This window comes from Micromonospora sp. WMMA1363 (assembly GCF_030345795.1).
Taxonomy (GTDB): Bacteria; Actinomycetota; Actinomycetes; order Mycobacteriales; family Micromonosporaceae; genus Micromonospora.
Genome location: NZ_JAUALB010000001.1, coordinates 1,358,006 through 1,375,332, shown reverse-complemented (window position 1 = coordinate 1,375,332; position 17,327 = coordinate 1,358,006). Strand labels below are relative to the sequence as shown.

The window sequence follows — 17,327 nt, the reverse complement described above, 5'->3', positions numbered from 1 at the left end:
CGCGACCGAGTCGGCCACCGCCGGCCAACCGTTGATCGGCCCGGTCGAGGCCGGCGGGGCCACGGTCGTTCCGGGGGGCCGCACGGTCGACGGCCGTGCGGCGGAACCGGTCCGTGACGGCTTCGCGGCGGCGCTGGCCACCACGTCCGGTGCACACTGGCTGGCCGGCAACGACGGCTCGTGGATCCGCCTCCCGACCGATCGTTGGCACGCGACGGCGGAGCCAGCGCTGCGGGCGGTTCTGCGCCGGTGCGGCGGCCCCACCCTGGACGTCGGTTGCGGGCCGGGCCGGGTCACCCGCGCGCTGATGGCGGCTGGCGTCACCACCGTCGGGGTGGACGTCTGCGCGGAGGCGGTCCGCCGTACCCGGGCGCGGGGGGCGGTCGCCCTGCGACGGGACGTGTTCGACCCGCTGCCCGGCGAGGGCCGCTGGGGGCACGCGCTACTCATCGACGGCAACATCGGGATCGGCGGTGACCCGGCCGCCCTGCTGCGCCGGTGCCGGGAGCTGGTCCACCCACACGGCACCATCCTGGTCGAGGTGGAACCGTCCGGGCCCGGCCTGTGGCGTGGTGAGAGCCACGTCGCCTACCGGACCACCGACGGCGTCCTGCGGTGTGGCCCGTGGTTCCGGTGGGCCCGCCTCGACCAGCTGGCACTGCCCGGCGTCGCCGCCACGGTCGGCCTCGTGGTGCGTGATCTGCTTGACCGGGACGGCCGGTGGTTCGGCGTCCTCGGCCGGTCCTGACCGGCGCCGCGTCCCCACCGCCGGCGCATCGCGTCGGCCCGGGCGACGCCGATCGGACCGCCCGTGCCTGGTCGCCGAGGGGTGGGCGGTGTGCGACACGTGGCGCGCCGCGGTCAGCGGGCCGGTTCGGCGACCGCAGCCGGCGGGTCGAGGCCGGGGGAGAAGGCGGCGAGGAAGCGGTCTCGGAAGGTGTCCATCCGCCAGACCGGCGCGTCGGGTGCCGGCCGCAACCCGTCCGGCCAGCCCCACCCTGTGATCCGGTCGAGCACGGCCGGGTCCCGGGTGACGATGCTGATCGGCACGTCCCGGCTGGCGTCCTGGCCGATGACGACCGGTGCGGGTTGGTGGTCGCCGACCAGGATCAGCACCAGGTCGTCGTCGCCGTACCGTTGAACGTACGAGATGAGGGCGCCGAGGGTGTACTCGATCGAGCGGCGGTAGCCGGCGCGGGGCTGCTTCGACGAGTTGCGCTCGGTGGCGTCGCGGAACACCCGGCCGTCACCGAGGGCGTCCCAGTCGACCAGCCGGGGGATGTGCGTCCACGGCGAGTGGCTGGAGACCAGGGCCAGTTCGGCCATCACCGGGCGGCGGTCCCGGTCGGTCCGTTCCCGCTGCTGGAAGACCGACAGGGTGTACTGGTCAGGCATCGGAGCGAAACCGAACCGTGGGCCCCGGTAGCCGAGGCTGTACTCGTCGTAGAACTGCTCGTAGCCGTAGAACGACCCCTCCGGCCAGGGCTGGTTGGCGGCCGGCATGACGCCCACGGTCCGCCAGCCCGCCCGGCGGAAGGCACCGCCGAGGGTGGTGCGGTCGCTGGCCAGCAGGGCGCGGTGCCGCTGGTCGTTGTCGATCCACAGGCCGGAGAGCAACGTGGCGTGCGCGAGCCAGCTGCCGCCGCCGGTGGTGGGGGAGGTGAGAAACGCGCTACGGGTGCCGTAGCCCGCGCCGGTCAACCGCCGCTGCCCCTGGTCGAGCACCACGCCGACGTTGGCGAACTCCTCCTCCTGCACCGCGTCGCGCCCGTAGCTCTCCACGAAGGCGACCACGACGTCCCGGCCGCGCAGCGCGGTCAGCAGCTCGTCACCCGACGCGTTCCGGTACGGGTCGGCGTCGACCTCGCCGGCGAACACCGCCCGGTCCCGCAGGCGCGCCTGCACCTGCGCGGCGTGGGCACCGACCAGGGTGCTCGCCGCCGCGTCGGCCACCGGCACGCCGGGAACGATCCTGAACCCGGTCGCGGCGGTGACCAGCCACACCACCACCAGCGCGGCCAGCGTCCGCCGGGCCCGGCCCGGATGGTCGGCCAGCAGCCGGGCCAGTCGCAGCACCGCCCAGGTCAGGGTCGCGAGCAGTCCGCCGGCCAGCAGCACCGCGCCGACGGCGACGGCGACCGCGCCGGCCCGCCCGACCGAACCGCTCACGAGAAAGAACGTCTCGTCGACGAGCGCCCAGTCGAGCACGAGGTCGAACGGACGGCCGAGCGTCGACCCGAAGCCGAGATCGGCGGCCTTGAGGACCACCAGCAGCCCGAGCGTCACCCCGGCCAGCACCGCTACCGGGCGACGGGCCCGTACGGGCAGCGCGAGCAGGACCGCCGCCAGCACCAGGCCCTCCAGGGGGAGTCGGACGAGCGTGGTCCAGGTGAACTGACCGGGCCGGTGCGGCGCGCCCAGGGCGACCAGCACCACCAGCACGGCCACGCTGGTGGCCAGCCACCCGGCGCCCCGCCGCCACCGCGCCGGCCGGACCGCCTCCTCCGGGGTACGCCCCGGGTCCGGTCCGGGGGACGGAACGGAGTCTGCGTTCTGTTGCACGGTGCTCCTTGACCTGTCGTGGACGGCGACGAATCAGTCGTGGACGGCGACGAGTTCCCGGCGGGCGGCCGGGCGGTCCGGATCGGCATCCGGCAGACCGGCGGCGGCCGGTCGTGGCCTGGCCGCGACCGGCGCGGTGACGACCGGCCTGCCCGTCGCCCGCGTTCCCACAACCGGCTCGGAGACGGGCGGCGCGCAGCGGCGCCGCCAGAGCCAGAGCACGTCCCGACCGAACGACTCCAGTTGCATCGCGAGGACCCCCGACAGCAGTGCCGCCGCGACCGGCGGCGGCAGCACCTGCGACGCGGCGACCAGCAGCAGCACGCCCAGCGCCGCCGCGGTGACCTTACGCCAGTACCGTGGCGGCAGCGGTCGACGCAGCCATGGCAGCACCTGGCCGGCGGCGACGAACGCGTACCGCATCGCGCCGACGGTGAGCACCCAGGGCCCGACCGCCGGCGCCACATGCAGGCTCAACACGGCGACGAGAACGCTGTCGATCTCCATGTCGAACCGCGCACCGAGCGCGCTGGTGGTACCGGTGCGCCTTGCCACGTAGCCGTCCACCCCGTCCAGCGCCAGCGCCACCGCGGTGAGGCCGGCGAGCAGCCCGACCGGCACGGAGCGCCCGGCGAGCCCGTCGGCCACCAGCGCGGTGACGGCGCCGACGAGCACCGCCCGGGCGAGGGTCACCCGGTCGGCCGGTCCGAGGGTGCGGCTACCCGCCCGGTGTAGGCCTCGGCTGAGCGCCAGGAACACCACCAGCCCGTACACGAGGCCGGCGAGCCAGCCGGCACGCCCGAGACCGGCCGTCCCGGCGAGCCCAGCAAGAAGAACAATCTGGACACCCAGCCCGACTAGCGGACCGTTTCGAACCGTGGCCACCGTGCCTCCGTGTTTATGATCGACAGCTTCTGCCAGGGAACTACGCAGGAAACGGCGGTCCGGTTCGCCGGGGCGCGGAAAGGAGCAGCCGGTGACGTGGACGGCCCGGGCCTTCTGGCTGCGGACACCCGGCGAGGGGGAGATCCGACCGGCGCCGCTGTCTGCCCCCGGCCCCGACGACGTGCTCGTCCGCGCCCGCTTCTCCGGGGTGAGCCGTGGCACCGAGACGCTGGTGTTCACCGGCGGCGTCCCCACCAGCCAGTACGCCGTGATGCGCGCCCCCCACCAGGAGGGCGACTTCCCGGCCCCGGTGAAGTACGGCTACCTGAGCGTGGGCACGGTCGAGGACGGCCCACCCCACCTGCGTGGTCGCACCGTGTTCTGCCTGCACCCGCACCAGACCGGGTACGTGGTCCCCGCGGACGCCGTGGCGGTCGTACCCGACGAGGTGCCGGCTGCCCGCGCGGTGCTCGCCGGCACGGTGGAGACAGCGGTGAACGCGCTGTGGGACGTCCCACCGCTGGTCGGCGACCGGGTCACCGTGGTCGGTGCCGGTATGGTCGGGGCCGCCGTCGCGGCCCTGCTGGCCCGGTTCCCCGGCGTGCGGGTGCAGCTCGTCGACGTCGACCCGGGGCGGGCGGTACTGGCCGATGCCCTCGGCGTCGGATTCGCCCCGCCGGCCGACGCGGCGACCGGGCGCGATCTGGTGGTGCACGCCAGCGCCACCTCGGCCGGTCTGCGACGGTGCCTGGAGCTGGTGGCGCCGGAGGGCACCGTGCTGGAGCTGAGCTGGTACGGCGACCGCGAGGTGACGCTGCCCCTCGGGGCTGAGTTCCACTCCGGGCGCCTCACGCTGCGCAGCAGCCAGGTGGGCCGGGTGGCGCCGTCCCGGCGGAGCAGCCGCGGCTACCACGACCGGCTCGCGCTGGCCCTGGACCTGCTCGCCGACCCGGTGTTCGACGCCCTGCTCACCGGGGAGTCCCGGTTCGCCGACCTGCCCGACGTGCTGCCCCGGCTGGCCGACGGGCGGCTGCCGGCCCTGTGTCACCTCATCACGTACGACGAGGAGTGAGAACCATGTTCAGCGTGACCGTCCGTGACCACATGATGGTCGCCCACAGTTTCCGGGGCGAGGTGTTCGGCCCGGCGCAGCGCCTGCACGGCGCCACCTTCGTCGTCGACGCGACCTTCCGTCGTCCCGACCTCGACTCCGACGGGATCGTGGTGGACATCGGCCGGGCCACCGAGCAGCTGCGGGCGGTCCTCGGCGAGCTGACCTACCGCAACCTGGACGACGAGCCGGACTTCGCGGGCGTGAACACCACCACCGAGGTGCTCGCCCGCACCATCGCCGACCGGCTCGCCGACCGCGCCCACGCCGGTGACCTCGGCTCGGGGGCGCGGGACCTGGCCGGCATCACGGTGACCCTGCACGAGTCACACGTCGCCTGGGCCAGCTACGAACGGTCGCTGTGACGGGCACCGTCCACGCGGTGCTGCCGGGCGACGTCGACGATCCGGCCACGCCGAGCGGCGGCAACCGCTACGACCGCCGGGTCCTCGACGGCCTCGCCGCCGGCGGCTGGGTCGTCCACGAGCACCCGGTGCCCGGCGGCTGGCCGCACCCGGAACCCGTCGACCGGGTCGGCCTCGCCGGGCTGCTCGACGCCCTGCCGGACGGGGCGGTCGTCCTGCTCGACGGCCTCGTCGCCTCGACGGTGCCGGAGGTGCTCGGCCCGCGGGCCACGCGGCTGCGCCTGGTCGTGCTGGTGCACTTGCCGCTGGACCACGCCGCGGAGTCCGCGGCCCTGCGGTGCGCGACGCTGGTCGTGACCACCAGCGGCTGGACCCGGCGGTGGCTGCTCGACCGGTACGCGCTGCCCGTCGGCCGGGTGCGCGTCGCCGCGCCCGGCGTCGACCCGGCGCCGCCGGCGCCCGGGTCTCCGGCCGGCGGGCAGCTGCTCTGCGTCGCGGCGGTCACCCCGCTCAAGGGACACGACACCCTCGTCGACGCCCTCGCCCTGGTGGCCGACCTGCCCTGGCGCTGCGTCTGGGTGGGTTCGCTCAGCCGGGACCCGGGGTTCGTCGACCGGCTGCGGCGGCGGATCGCCGGCAACGGGCTCGCCGGGCGGGTGCGGCTGGCCGGGCCGCGTGCCGGGCCCGCGCTGGACGCCGCGTACGCCGCCGCCGACCTGCTGCTGCTCGCCTCGCGCGTCGAGACGTACGGCATGGTGGTGACCGAGGCCCTTGCCCGGGCTGTGCCGGTGCTCGCCACCGCCGCCGGCGGGCTGCCGGACACCCTGGGCCGCGCCCCGGACGGCACGCCGCCGGGGCTGCTTGTGCCCCCCGGCGACCCGGCGGCGCTGGCCGGCGCGCTGCGGCGCTGGCTCACCGACCCGGCCCTGCGCGGACGGCTCCGCCGGGCCGCCCACCACCGTCGAGCGGCCCTGACCGACTGGACGACCACCACCACCGCGCTGGCGACGGCGCTGGAAGGAACGGCATGACAGTGGACCTGCCGGTCGGCTTCGCGGACTGGCTCACCCTGCGCGAGCCGGCCGACGCCGCGGCCCGCGCGACGGACCTGGTCGACCTGGTCCGGGCCCGGCTCGCGGGCGCCACCCCGCTGGTCGTGCACGACCTCGGCAGCGGCACCGGCTCGATGGGGCGCTGGCTCGCCCCGCGGCTGCCCGGCCCGCAGCACTGGATCCTGCACGACGGGGACGCCGACCTGCTCGCCCGCGCCGCCGCCGACCCGCCCCCGGCGGCCGGCGACGGCAGCCCGGTGACCGTCGAGACCCGTCCCGGTGACCTGACCCGGCTCACCGCTGCCGACCTGGCCGGCGCGTCTTTGGTCACCGCCTCCGCTTTGCTGGACATGTTGACCGCGGACGAGGTGGACCGGCTCGCCGCGGCCTGTGCCGGTCGGCCCACCCTGTTCGCCCTGTCCGTGGCCGGCCACGTCCGGTTCGCTCCCGCCGACCCGCTCGACGCGGAGATCGCCGCGGCGTTCGACGACCACCAGCGCCGGGCCGTAGCCGGCCGTACCCTGCTCGGACCGGACGCCGTCGACGCGGCCGCCGTCGCCTTCGACCGGCACGGCGCCGACGTGGCGCTGCGGTCCAGCCCGTGGCGGCTCGGCCCGGCGGACGCGGGCCTCGTCGACGAGTGGTTCGGCGGCTGGCTCACCGCCGCCTGCGAGCAGCGACCGGACCTGGCCGGCCCGGTCACGGCGTACGCCGTGCGCCGCCGTGCGGACCTCGCCGCGGGTCGGCTCCACGTGCTGATCGATCACCGCGACCTGCTTGCCGTGCCTGCGGTGAACCCGTGACCGCTCCGGTGCGTGCCTACTCACGAGAAAGATCGTGAGGAGGTCCGGATGGACTCGGAGGCGACCGGCGTACCGGCGTACCGGCGGGCCTGGGCGTGGGCCCGGATGCTGGGCGGCGTCAGCGTGCTCGCCGCGCTCCTGTGCTGGGTCGGGGCCGGCCCGTTCCTCGACGGGCTGCGCCTGATCGACGTTCCAGCGCTGGCCGTGGCGCTGGCCATCGGCGTGCTCACGACGGTCTGCTGCGCGTGGCGGTGGAGCCTGGTCGCCGGAGGCCTGGGGGTGCGGTTGCCGCTGCGCACCGCCGTGGCGCACTGCTACCGGGCGATCTTCCTCAACGCGACTCTGCCCGGCGGGATCCTTGGCGACGTGCACCGGGCGGTCCGCCACGGCCGGGACTCCGGCGACGTCGGCCGGGGCATCCGGGCCGTGGTCTGGGAGCGCGCCGCCGGGCAGGTGGTCCTGGCCGCGGTGGCGGCGGTCGTGCTGGCCGCGTTCCCGTCCCCGGTCCGGCCGTACCTGCCGGCCGTCGCGGCGGCGGTGGTGGCGGTTGGCCTCGGCACCCTCCTGCTGGCTCGGGTGCTGCCGGTGACGGGCCCGTCCCGTCGGGCGCGGGCCGTGCGCGCCGCGGTCGCCGACGTCCGCGCCGGCCTGCTCGCTCGCCGTACCTGGCTCGGCGTGCTGGTCGCCTCGGCCGTCGCGGTTGCCGGGCACCTGGCCACCTTCGTGCTCGCCGCCCGCACGGCCGGCTCCACGGCGCCGTTGTCCCTGCTGGTACCCCTGACCCTGCTCGCCCTGCTCGCGATGGGCGTGCCGGCGAACGTTGCCGGATTCGGGCCCCGGGAGGGGGTGGCCGCATGGGCGTTCGGTGCCGCCGGCCTCTCCGCCGCCGAGGGCGTCGCGGCGGCCATGGTCTACGGGGCACTGGTGCTCGTCGCGAGCCTTCCCGGTGCCGCCGTCCTGGTGGCCCGTCGTGTCCGCGTGCCGGCCGGCACCGTCTGACGAGGAGTCCGATGCTTCCAGCTTTGCCCGCCACCACCATCCGTACGCAGGTCACCGTCCCACTGCGCTTCTCCGACGGCTACGTCGCCGCGGCCCGGGTCTTCTCCTTCGACGGCCTGACCGACGGGCGGGAGCATCTGGCCTTCGGGCTCGGCGACCGGGCCCGCACGACCGAGGCGACGGCACAGGCGGACCGGTCGGTGCCGCTGGTTCGGCCGCACAGCGAGTGCCTCACCGGGGACGTGTTCGGCAGCCAGCGCTGCGACTGCGGCCCGCAACTTCGGGAGGCGGTCGAACGCATCGCCGCCACCGGCGGCTATCTGCTCTACCTGCGGCAGGAAGGGCGGGGCATCGGCCTGTACGCGAAGCTGGAGGCGTACGCGCTGCAGGACGCCGGACTCGACACGTACGAGGCGAACCTCGCGCTCGGCCACCGCGAGGACGAGCGGGACTACACGGTCGCGGCGCAGATGCTCGCCGCGCTCGGCGTGGACCGGATCGCCCTGCTCAGCAACAACCCGGACAAGGCCAGCCAGCTGAGCGGGCTCGGGGTCGCCGTCGCCGACCGGGTGCCCACCGGCGTGTTCCTCTCACCGGTGAACGCCGGATACCTCGCGGCGAAGGTCACCCGCGGCGACCACGCCCTCGATCTGCCTTTCGTCCATGACTGAGCGCCCGTACGTCCTGCTCAGCTGCGCTGCGTCGATCGACGGGTACATCGACGACGCCACCGCGGACCGACTGCTGCTGTCCAACGACGCCGACCTGGACCGGATCGACCAGGTGCGGGCCGGGTGTGACGCCATCCTGGTCGGGGCGGGCACGGTCCGGCGGGACGACCCGCGCCTGCTGGTGCGCTCCGCCGCCCGCCGCGCCGCCCGGGTCGCCCGGGGGCTGCCCGCCTCGCCGGCCCGGGTGACCCTCACCGGCTGCGGCGACCTCGATCCGGGAGCCCGGTTCTTCACCGTCGGCGACACCGACCGGATCGTCTACTGCACGACCGCGACGACCGAGAAGACCCGGGAGCGGATCGGCGGCCGGGCTACCGTGGTCGATGCCGGGGAGCCGGCCGACCTGGCCTGGGCACTGTCCGACCTGGCCGGCCGGGGCGTGCGGCGGCTGATGGTGGAGGGCGGCGCCAGCGTGCACGCGCAGTTCCTCACCGCTGGGCTCGCCGACGAGCTGCATCTGGTGGTGGCGCCGTTCTTCGTCGGGGACAGCCGCGCCCCCCGGTTCGTCGGCGACGGCCGCTTCCCCTGGCATGCCCGGCGCCGCGCCCGCGTCGCCGAGGTCCGCCAGATCGGCGACGTCGCGCTGGTCCGCTACGCGCTCTCCGACCGCTGCACCGGCTAGTGTGAGTTTCGTCCCCCCGGGCAGGCCGTCTCCTGCCTGGCGTCAGCGCACCGCCGCGCTCCGACGGTGCGACGCATCCGCCGATGCTCGGCTCGGACGGTCGAGGAACATCAGGCGGGCCTGCTTGTCGGGCAGGTCGACCAGCGGCCCGTCGACGAAGCCGGTTCGGCGCAGGCGGGTCACCGCTCGATCGTTGCGCGCGTCCGGTTCGGCGATGATCCGCCGGTGCTCCGGGTCGGCGAAGACGAACGAGACGAGCACGCCGAGTAGCTGGCCGGTGAAGCCGCGCTCCGGGCGAACCGGGGGGCCGATCATCAGGTGTACGCCGTGGTCGCCGGGCTGGACGTCGTAGACCTCGCCGACCGGGTCGGCGGCCGGCTCGTACGTCTGGAACAGCGCCGCCGGCATCCCGTTCCGGTACGCGAGCCACGCGTGGTGGGTGGGCAGCGAGTCGACGTGCCGGTAGATTTCCGCGACCCGGTCCCGGCCGGCGTCGCGCATGCCCCAGAAACGCGCCCGCTCCTGGCTCACCCAGCCGTGGATCAGGTCCGCGTCGCGACCCGGGTCCACCGCCCGCAGCTCGATTCGGCCGAAGCCGGCGACATCCCGCCCGAACACCGCCGGGGCACCCATGTCACTCCTCACGCGTCGTGTTCCTCGGCCCGTGCCGCTCAGTCACGGCCCTCGTCGGTGCCACGTTCCTCGGTCAGCTCGGCCCAGTCGGTGACCACCGCCAGCAGCTCCCCGCGCCGCCACGCCGCCAGCTGGTCGTCGTGGTGCGCGGTGCCGGGCACGCCGTCCGCGCCGAGCGGCACCACCCAGCGGCTGTCCTCGCGTCGGGCCAGGTCCCAGGCGTACCGCGCCGCCGGCCCACGCAGGCACAGGTCGGTGAACCCGGGCACGCTGGACGTGGCTAGCACGCAGTCGTGGTCTCCGTCCAGCTCCGGCCCGCCGGCGGCGCCGCGGTCGGGCCCGACCGGCAGCTCCGGCCCGGTCTCCGCGTCCGGCCCGGTGTCCGCATCCGACGGCGGGTCGCCCGGCCCGGGATCGGGCAGGGCCCGCCACGGTGCGAGCCGGTGCCGCGCACCCCACCGGGCGCCCGTCCCGCCGACGGCGGGGTCCTGGTCGCTGCCGGCGACCTCCAGCAGCGCGTCCCGGGTCAGCGCCGACGCGTCCAGTCCGGGTAGCGCGCCGGGAACCAGCAGCGTGTTGAGCGCAATCGCCACCCGGGGCGATACCGCCAGCCAGGGCGCGAACACCTCCGGGTACGCCGGCGGCTCGGCGAGCGCGGCCAGGGCGGGATGCGTGGCGATCCGCCGGACCAGGGCCGACCGGAGGGCGGCGAACGCTCCCGCGTCGCCGCTGGCGGCGGCCATCCGACGGTCCCAGCGCAGCAGCCGGTCCCGCAGCGTGGCGGCCTCCGGCGGAAGGTCGGCCAGGTCGGCCAGGAGCGCGAGCAGCGGCTCGGCCGGGGCCAGGTACGTGTCGGTGTGCACCTCGCCCATCCGCCCGGCACTCCAGCCGGACGAGGCGTCGAGGAGTTCCCGGATCCGCCGGGCCCGGTGCGGGGGCGCGAACTCCACGCCGAGCGGAGCGGAGACGCCGCACTCGTTGGCCATCACCGCGACGTCCCGGACGTCGGCCCGCGGCATCGGGTGCCAGCCCCGCCAGGCGTACGCGGGCGCCCACGCCGGCACGACGCCAAGCCGGTTGTCGGTGTGCCGGTCGGGTACCGCACCGGCGACGCGGTGCAGCAGACCGCCCGCGGTGTCCGCCGCGAGGACGACGTTGACCGGCTCGACCCAGCGGTCCACCGCCGCGTCCACGTCGGCGACCGTCCGGGCGCGCAGCAGCGCCGGTAGCGCGGCGAACCCCAGTTCACCGGTGGCCCGGGACGGGTAGCGCAGGCTGATCGCCTCGGACGAGTCGGGTCCGCCGACCACCACCGGTCCCCGATCCGTCTCCACGACCTCCACCTCGACCGGGTCGCCGCCGGCCACCTCGATCGGCTCGGTGTGCGTCCGCGCGGGCCGCCAGCCGTCCGGCCCGTACGCCTCGACACCGCCGCCGTGGCGGCGCAGCCGTTCGGCGTACAGATCCTGGTAGTCGGCCATCGCGTTGGTGATCGCCCAGGCGACGGCACCGGTGTGTCCGAAGTGGGCGATGCCCGGCACCCCGGGCACGGCCAGGCCGACCACGTCGTACTCCGGGCAGGCCAGGCGGATCTGCTGGTAGATCCCGGGGTCCTCGATGTACCGGTGCGGATCGCCGGCCAGCAACGCGGCGCCGGTGGCGGTCCGCGAACCGGCGAGCAGCCAGCCGTTGCTGCCGGAACTGGCCGGCCCGTCCGCGTGGAACAGTGGCACGGCGGCCGGGCCGAGCCGGCGGGCGACGTGCTCGCGCCAGAGTTTGCCGGGGAAACCGGCGAAGAGCACGTGGTGGGTCAGCCAGATCGCCAGCGGCGTCCATGGTTCCCACCGGCCGGGAGGGAGCGCGACGGCGCCGAACCGGGGGTCGCGGGCCGCGCCGTCGGCGAGCCCGGCGTTGACCCCGTCGACGTATCGCCCCACCCAGGCGGCGGTCGCCGCGTCGAGCCGGGCGTGGCACCGTCGGGCGGTGTCGTCCAGGCGGGTCCGGCGGGCGAAACGGTCCCACGGCACCGCGTCCGCGCCGAGGAACGCGGCGCTGGTGCCGAGCGACCGGTGCCGTTCGACCTCGATCTGCCAGGCCCGGTCGTGCCCGGTGACCCGGCCCTGTGCGAAGGCCAGCTCGGCGGGGTCGTCGGCCCGCAGGTGCGGCACCCCCCACCGGTCCCGGAACACCCGGGCGGTCACGCCGTGACCTCGTCCGCGACGCGGCGCCGGGCCGCCGGGACGACCAGCGGAGTGCCCGTCTCCGGGTCGTCGATGACGCGGCAGGACAGTCCGAACACCTCCCCGACGAGGGTGGCGGTCACCACCTCGTGGGGCGCTCCGGCGGCGACCACCCGCCCGTCGCGCATCGCGATCAGATGAGTGGCGTACCGGGCGGCGTGGTTCAGGTCGTGCAGCACGGCGACCAGCGTGCGGCCCTGCTCCTCGTGCAGCCGCGCACACAGGTCGAGGATCTCGATCTGGTGGGCGATGTCCAGATAGGTCGTCGGCTCGTCCAGCAGCAGCAGCGGGGTCTGCTGGGCGAGGGCCATCGCGAGCCACACCCGCTGCCGCTGCCCGCCGGAGAGCTCGTCGACCGGGCGGTCGGCGAGGTCGGTGACGCCGGTGGCGGCCATTGACTCGGTAACCACCCGCTCGTCCTCGCGGGACCACTGCCGCAGCAGTCCCTGGTGCGGGTAGCGGCCCCGGGCGACCAACTCGGCGACGCCGATGCCGTCCGGCGCGATCGACGACTGCGGCAGCAGGCCGAGGGCGCGGGCCACGGCCCGCCCCGGTCGCCGCTGGATGTCCTCTCCGTCCAGCAGCACCGCGCCGGCGGCCGGCCTGAGCAACCGTGACAGGGCCCGCAGCAGCGTCGACTTGCCGCACGCGTTCGGCCCGATGACCACGGTGAAGGACTGGTCCGGGATGTCGACGGTCAGGTCGCGGGCGATGGTCCGCCGTTCGTAGGCGAGGGTCATCGCGGTGCCGCGCAACCGGGACTGCATGCTCGGTGCTCCGTTCTCGTTCGGTGCCGTCACAACCGGCCGGCCCGGCGCTCGCTGGCGAGCAACCAGATCAGATACCCGCCGCCGAGTATCCCGGTCACCACGCCCACCGGCAGCTGGTGGCCGGCGAAGGCGCGCTGCGCCACCTGGTCGGCGGAGACCAACAGCAGCGCCCCGAGGGCCGCCGAGGGCAGCAGGTTCGGCCCGGGGGCGCGGGTGAGCCGCCGAGCCAGCTGCGGCGCGGTGAGCGCGACGAAGTTGACCGGGCCGGCGGCGGCCGCGGCGAGGGAGACCAACAGCACGGCCGTGGCGAGCAGGGCGAGCCGCAGCCGCCGCACCTGGACGCCGAGGGCGGTGGCGGCGTCGTCGCCCAGTTCGACCAGCCGCAGCGCCGGCCCGGCGCCGGCGAGCACGACGGCCGTCCCGAGCACGGCCAGGGCGACCGGTACGCCGTGCGACCAGCCGCGTCCGTCCAGGCTGCCGGTGAGCCAGAGCACGGCGCGGGCGGCGTCCATCAGCGGGGCGCGGGTGAGCAGCCACCCGTTGACGCCGGTGAGGATCGCGGCGACCCCGATGCCGACCAGGACCAGCCGGTATCCGTGCACGCCGCGCCGCCAGGCGAGCGCGTACACCAGCACGCCGGTGCCGAGCCCGCCGGCCACGGCGGCGCCGGACAGCAGTGCGCTGCTCCCGCCGGCGACGACCACCAGCAGCGCGCCGGTGGCCGCGCCCTGGGTGAAGCCGAGGATGTCGGGGCTGCCGAGCGGGTTGCGGACCAGTGACTGGAAGACCGCGCCGGCCAGCGCCAGCGCGGCGCCCACGGCGGCAGCCGTGACCAGGCGGGGCAGCCGCAGCTCGTGAACGACGAAGTCCTCGGCGGGGGTGCCGTTTCCCGCCAGGGTGCGCAGCACGTCGGCGGCGCTCATCGGGTAGTCGCCGTAACCGAGCGCCAGCACGCCCACCGCGACGGTGAGCAGTGCGCAGGTGGTGCCGACAGCGAGGGCACGGGGCCGCAGGCGCAGCGACCAGCCGCCGGGGGTACGCAGAACGATCACGGGTGTGCCACCCGCCGGCGGAGCACCAGCCAGAGGAAGAGCGGCCCGCCGAGCACCGCGGTCACCATGCCGACCTGGAGCTCGCCGGGCCGGCTCAGCACCCGACCGAGGACGTCGGCGCCGAGCAGAAGCACCGGCGCGAGCACCGCGCAGTACGGCAGCAGCCAGCGCAGGTCCGGCCCGGTGAGCGCGCGCACCAGGTGCGGCACGAGCAGCCCGACGAAGACGATGGGTCCACAGGCGGCGGTGGCGGCACCGCAGAGCAGCGTGACCGCCACGACGACCGCGCCCCGGATCAGGGCGGGCCGGGCGCCGAGCGCCCGCGCCGTGTCGTCGCCGAGCGCGAGCGCGTTGAGCGGCCGGGCGGCGGCGAGCGCGACCAGCAGCCCGGCCGCGATGAACGGGGTCACCGTGGCGACCGTGGCGGGTTCGGCGTTGGCCAGGGACCCCACGGTCCAGAACCGCAGCCGTTCCAGTGAGGCGGTGTTGAGCAGCATGACACCGCTCACGTACGAGTAGAGGGTGGCGTTGAGCGCCGCTCCGGCAAGGGCCAGCCGGGCGGGGGTGGCGCCCCGACCGCCGCCGATCAGGTAGACGGCGGCGGTGACGGTGGCGGCGCCGAGCAGCGCGAACCACACCTGCCCACGGACACCCGCGACGCCGACCACGGCCGCGCCGGTGGCGACCGCCGCTGAGGCCCCGGCGTTGATACCGAGTAGTCCGGGATCGGCGAGCGGGTTGCGGGTGAGCGCCTGCATGACCGCGCCGGCCACGCCGAGCGCGACGCCGGCGAGTAGGCCGAGCAGCGTGCGGGGGAGCCGCATGCGGTGCACCACGGGGTACTCGGCGGCGGCGGGGTCGAGCAGGCCGCGCCACACCTCGGCGAGGGGTAGCGCCTTCGCGCCGACGGCGATGCTGAGCGCCACGACCGCGCCGAGTAGGAGCCCGGCGGCGGCGAGCCCGGCGGTGCGGGCGGCGACGCGATCTCGGCGTGGCGGCGCGGCCGGGCTCGCCGCCACGAGGTCGGACCGGGGTGGGTGCGTGACGGACAGGGTGAGCTCCGAGGTGGTGCGGTGCGCAAGCCGGACTTGACAGCATCTTAGGCTAGGTTAACCTAACCGCGCTGTCCATGGTCATCTGCGACCCCGACGAAAGACCCTGCCATGTCGCATCCCGTCTCCGCCCGCCGACTCTCCCGTCGTGGCCTGCTCGCCGCCGCAGGTGGCGCCGGCGTGGCCGCCCTCCTCGCCGGCTGCGGCCGCGACGACACCGCAGCACCGTCCACCGGCGGTAGCTCCGGCGGCCCCTGGTCCTTTACCGACGACCGGGGCGAGAAGCTCTCTGCCGCCGCCCGCCCGAGCAAGGTGGTCGCCTTCACCGGCGTGGCCGCCGCACTGGTCGACTTCGGCCTCGACAAGGAAATCGTCGGCGTGTTCGGCGAGACGACGCGCTCCGACGGCAGCAAGGATCCGCAGGCCGGCGACCTGGACGTGGCCGGCGTCGAGATCCTCGGCAACGTCTGGGGTGAGTTCAACCTGGAGAAGTACGCCGCTCTCGACCCGCAACTGCTGGTCACCCACATGTACGACCCGGGTGCCCTCTGGTACGTGCCGGACGAGAGCAAGGACAAGATCGTTCCCCTCGCCCCGGTCGCCGCGATCACCACCGCCCGGGTGCCGATGACCACGCCCATCGAGCGGTACGCGCAGCTCGCCGAGTCCCTCGGCGCCGACCTCTCGGCCGCGAGGGTCACCGACGCCAAGGCCCGCTTCGAGGCCGCCGCCGAGTCGGTCCGCCAGGCGGTGCGGGCCAACCCGGGCCTCAGGGTGATGGCCTGTTCCGGCAGCCCCGACGTGTTCTACGTGTCCAACCCGAAGGTCAGCACCGACCTGATGTACTTCGCCGAGTTGGGCGTCGACATCGTGGTGCCCACCAAACTCGAGGCGGGCGACTACTTCGAGGCGCTCAGCTGGGAGAACGCCGGCAAGTTCCCGGCCGACCTGATCCTGCTGGACAACCGGAGCACCGCGCTGCAGCCCGCGGATCTCGCCACCAAGCCCACCTGGACCCAACTGCCCGCGGTGCGGGCCGGCCAGGTCACCCCGTGGGACGCCGTACCGCGTTTCTCGTACTCCGGCGCCGCGCCGCTGCTGGAGAACCTGGCCACCGCGATCAAGGGCGCGAAGAAGGTCACCACCTGACCGCGGTCGTTGTCACCGCCCGGCAGCCGCCGGGCGGTGACCGGTGGGGCCGCGTGGTGGCCTACCGGGTGGCGATGGCGTCGACCAGGCGGCGGGCGGATCCGGCGAGGTTCCACCGTTCGGCGAGTTCGAGCAGTCGTTCCGGGTTGGCCGGGGCAGCGGGCAGGTCGGTGGGCAGGTCCGGCAGCGGCACGTCGAGGGCGACCCTAACCACCTTCGGTGCGACCGTCAGGTAGTCCCGCGCGGCGGCGAGTTTCGTCCGTAGCCCGGGTGCGAAGCCCGAGTCCGGGTCGTCCAGCGCGGCGAGAATGCCGTCGATGTCGCCGTACCGGTCGACGAGCCGGGCCGCGGTCTTCTCGCCGACGCCCGGCACGCCCGGCAGCCCGTCGCTGGGGTCGCCGCGCAGCGCGGCGAAGTCCGCGTACCGGGCGGCCGGCACACGGTAGCGGGAGCGGACCGCCGCGTCGTCGCAGTCCTCCAGCTTGGCCACGCCCCGCCCCACGTAGAGCAGTCGCACGTCCCGAGCGTCGTCGACCAACTGGAACAGGTCGCGGTCGCCGGAGACCACCTCGACCGGCCCGGGTTGAGTGACCGACAGGGTGCCGAGCACGTCGTCGGCCTCGAACCCGGCGGCACCGAGGGTGGTGACGCCCACAGCGTCGAGCACGTCGAGGATCACCGGCACCTGCGGGGCGAGCGTGTCGGGCACCACCTCGCCGCCCTCCGGCGCGACCCGGTGCGCCTTGTACGACGGCAGCAGCGCCACCCGCCAGGCGGGCCGCCAGTCGTGGTCCATCGCGCAGACCATCCGGCCCGGCCGGCGGTTACGGATCAGGGTCGCCAGCATGTCGAGGAAGCCCCGGACGGCGTTGACCGGTTGGCCGTCCGGCGTGGTGGCGGCGGATTCGGGGATACCGAAGTACGCCCGGAAGTAGAGACTGGGCGCGTCGACGAGCATGATCGGGGCTGTCACGCCCGACAGCGTGGCACACCGCACCGACGACCGGGTGGACGCCGACGCCGGTGGCGGGGTCAGCCGCGGTCCCGGTAGACGCCCTCCCGCCGGGCGACGTACTGGAGTCCGTAGCTGACCAGCAACAGCACGATGGCGACGGCCACCTCGATCCAGGCGGCGGTGCCGTCGGCGACGGTCAGGCCGACGAAGAGCAGGATCAAGCCGATCACGGCGAGGATGCCGGACCAGAGCAGCCGGCTGCGGATCCCGGCCCGGCCCGGATCGCTCGCTGCCACGGTCGTCGGTCCCTCCCGCCCGGTCACGGTCTGTCCCGAGGCTATCGGTG

General features: G+C 75.2%; 15 protein-coding genes and 3 pseudogenes. 9 read left to right on the top strand and 9 right to left on the bottom strand.

Annotation, left to right across the window (positions count from 1 at the left end; translation table 11 throughout):
* The first annotated feature begins 34 nt into the window (after positions 1–34).
* Positions 35–748, top strand: coding sequence for a methyltransferase domain-containing protein (locus tag QTQ03_RS06350; protein ID WP_502889843.1), 714 nt, complete (start codon positions 35–37; stop codon positions 746–748).
* A gap of 113 nt (positions 749–861) precedes the next feature.
* Here QTQ03_RS06350 and QTQ03_RS06345 read toward each other — a convergent pair.
* A pseudogene (locus tag QTQ03_RS06345) lies at positions 862–2,541 on the bottom strand (sulfatase-like hydrolase/transferase); the annotation flags it as partial.
* 192 nt (positions 2,542–2,733) lie between these two features.
* A pseudogene (locus QTQ03_RS06340) lies at positions 2,734–3,447 on the bottom strand (CDP-alcohol phosphatidyltransferase family protein); the annotation flags it as partial.
* Between the two features lie 91 nt (positions 3,448–3,538).
* On the opposite strand from QTQ03_RS06340, the gene QTQ03_RS06335 reads away from it, so the two are divergent.
* From QTQ03_RS06335 to QTQ03_RS06305, 7 genes are read left to right on the top strand one after another with little or no spacing between them, the layout of a single operon-like run.
* Positions 3,539–4,519 (top strand): zinc-dependent alcohol dehydrogenase, encoded by a 981-nt coding sequence (locus QTQ03_RS06335; RefSeq protein WP_289277162.1) that lies wholly within the window; start codon positions 3,539–3,541, stop codon positions 4,517–4,519.
* A gap of 5 nt (positions 4,520–4,524) precedes the next feature.
* Complete coding sequence (locus QTQ03_RS06330) at positions 4,525–4,923, top strand: 6-pyruvoyl trahydropterin synthase family protein (protein WP_289277161.1); 399 nt, start codon at positions 4,525–4,527, stop codon at positions 4,921–4,923.
* Positions 4,920–5,954 (top strand): glycosyltransferase family 4 protein, encoded by a 1,035-nt coding sequence (locus QTQ03_RS06325; RefSeq protein ID WP_289277160.1) that lies wholly within the window; start codon positions 4,920–4,922, stop codon positions 5,952–5,954. The genes QTQ03_RS06330 and QTQ03_RS06325 overlap by 4 nt, the downstream gene beginning before the upstream one ends.
* Positions 5,951–6,778 carry an SAM-dependent methyltransferase gene (locus QTQ03_RS06320; protein ID WP_289277159.1) on the top strand — a complete coding sequence of 276 codons (828 nt, stop codon included), beginning with the start codon at positions 5,951–5,953 and terminating at the stop codon, positions 6,776–6,778. Before QTQ03_RS06325 ends, QTQ03_RS06320 begins: the two co-directional genes overlap by 4 nt.
* Before the next feature lie 48 nt (positions 6,779–6,826).
* Positions 6,827–7,777, top strand: a complete 951-nt coding sequence (locus tag QTQ03_RS06315; RefSeq protein ID WP_289277158.1) for a lysylphosphatidylglycerol synthase transmembrane domain-containing protein — start codon at positions 6,827–6,829, stop codon at positions 7,775–7,777.
* Positions 7,778–7,788: 11 nt separating this feature from the next.
* The gene (locus tag QTQ03_RS06310; RefSeq protein WP_289277157.1) at positions 7,789–8,448 is read left to right on the top strand and encodes a GTP cyclohydrolase II; all 660 of its coding nucleotides are present in this window, start codon (positions 7,789–7,791) and stop codon (positions 8,446–8,448) included.
* Positions 8,441–9,130: a RibD family protein gene (locus QTQ03_RS06305; protein ID WP_289277156.1), complete on the top strand. Its 690-nt coding sequence runs from the start codon at positions 8,441–8,443 to the stop codon at positions 9,128–9,130. The genes QTQ03_RS06310 and QTQ03_RS06305 overlap by 8 nt, the downstream gene beginning before the upstream one ends.
* Before the next feature lie 42 nt (positions 9,131–9,172).
* Here the strand turns inward: QTQ03_RS06305 and QTQ03_RS06300 are convergent, their stop codons facing one another.
* The 5 genes and pseudogenes from QTQ03_RS06300 to QTQ03_RS06280 form a co-directional block, all read right to left on the bottom strand.
* Complete coding sequence (locus QTQ03_RS06300) at positions 9,173–9,763, bottom strand: GNAT family N-acetyltransferase (RefSeq protein ID WP_289277155.1); 591 nt, start codon at positions 9,761–9,763, stop codon at positions 9,173–9,175.
* A 38-nt stretch (positions 9,764–9,801) separates the two neighbouring features.
* Entirely contained in the window at positions 9,802–11,964 is a 2,163-nt protein-coding gene (locus QTQ03_RS06295; protein WP_289277154.1) for a penicillin acylase family protein, read from the bottom strand.
* Entirely contained in the window at positions 11,961–12,770 is an 810-nt protein-coding gene (locus tag QTQ03_RS06290; RefSeq protein ID WP_289277153.1) for an ABC transporter ATP-binding protein, read from the bottom strand. The genes QTQ03_RS06295 and QTQ03_RS06290 overlap by 4 nt, the downstream gene beginning before the upstream one ends.
* A 29-nt stretch (positions 12,771–12,799) precedes the next feature.
* Positions 12,800–13,825, bottom strand: coding sequence for a FecCD family ABC transporter permease (locus QTQ03_RS06285; protein WP_289277152.1), 1,026 nt, complete (start codon positions 13,823–13,825; stop codon positions 12,800–12,802).
* A pseudogene (locus QTQ03_RS06280) lies at positions 13,822–14,923 on the bottom strand (FecCD family ABC transporter permease). Before QTQ03_RS06280 ends, QTQ03_RS06285 begins: the two are co-directional and overlap by 4 nt.
* Before the next feature lie 65 nt (positions 14,924–14,988).
* Between QTQ03_RS06280 and QTQ03_RS06275 the strand changes: the two are divergent.
* Positions 14,989–16,026, top strand: coding sequence for an ABC transporter substrate-binding protein (locus QTQ03_RS06275; RefSeq protein ID WP_289277151.1), 1,038 nt, complete (start codon positions 14,989–14,991; stop codon positions 16,024–16,026).
* Between the two features lie 61 nt (positions 16,027–16,087).
* On the opposite strand, the gene QTQ03_RS06270 is transcribed toward QTQ03_RS06275, so the two are convergent.
* Together QTQ03_RS06270 and QTQ03_RS06265 are read right to left on the bottom strand one after the other, a co-directional pair.
* Positions 16,088–16,999, bottom strand: a complete 912-nt coding sequence (locus QTQ03_RS06270) for a 5'-3' exonuclease (protein WP_289277150.1) — start codon at positions 16,997–16,999, stop codon at positions 16,088–16,090.
* Positions 17,000–17,058: 59 nt separating this feature from the next.
* A complete protein-coding gene (locus QTQ03_RS06265) occupies positions 17,059–17,277 on the bottom strand; it encodes a hypothetical protein (protein WP_289277149.1) in 219 nt (72 codons plus the stop codon).
* Positions 17,278–17,327: the final 50 nt, after the last annotated feature.

What these genes read in the sequence shown, in the direction of transcription:
- QTQ03_RS06290 (WP_289277153.1), bottom strand. Translation starts at nt 12,770, where the DNA reads ATGCAGTCCCGGTTGCGCGGCACCGCGATGACCCTCGCCTACGAACGG.
- QTQ03_RS06300 (WP_289277155.1), bottom strand. Translation starts at nt 9,763, where the DNA reads ATGGGTGCCCCGGCGGTGTTCGGGCGGGATGTCGCCGGCTTCGGCCGA.
- QTQ03_RS06320 (WP_289277159.1), top strand. Translation starts at nt 5,951, where the DNA reads ATGACAGTGGACCTGCCGGTCGGCTTCGCGGACTGGCTCACCCTGCGC.
- QTQ03_RS06275 (WP_289277151.1), top strand. Translation starts at nt 14,989, where the DNA reads ATGTCGCATCCCGTCTCCGCCCGCCGACTCTCCCGTCGTGGCCTGCTC.
- QTQ03_RS06305 (WP_289277156.1), top strand. Translation starts at nt 8,441, where the DNA reads ATGACTGAGCGCCCGTACGTCCTGCTCAGCTGCGCTGCGTCGATCGAC.
- QTQ03_RS06330 (WP_289277161.1), top strand. Translation starts at nt 4,525, where the DNA reads ATGTTCAGCGTGACCGTCCGTGACCACATGATGGTCGCCCACAGTTTC.
- QTQ03_RS06310 (WP_289277157.1), top strand. Translation starts at nt 7,789, where the DNA reads ATGCTTCCAGCTTTGCCCGCCACCACCATCCGTACGCAGGTCACCGTC.
- QTQ03_RS06315 (WP_289277158.1), top strand. Translation starts at nt 6,827, where the DNA reads ATGGACTCGGAGGCGACCGGCGTACCGGCGTACCGGCGGGCCTGGGCG.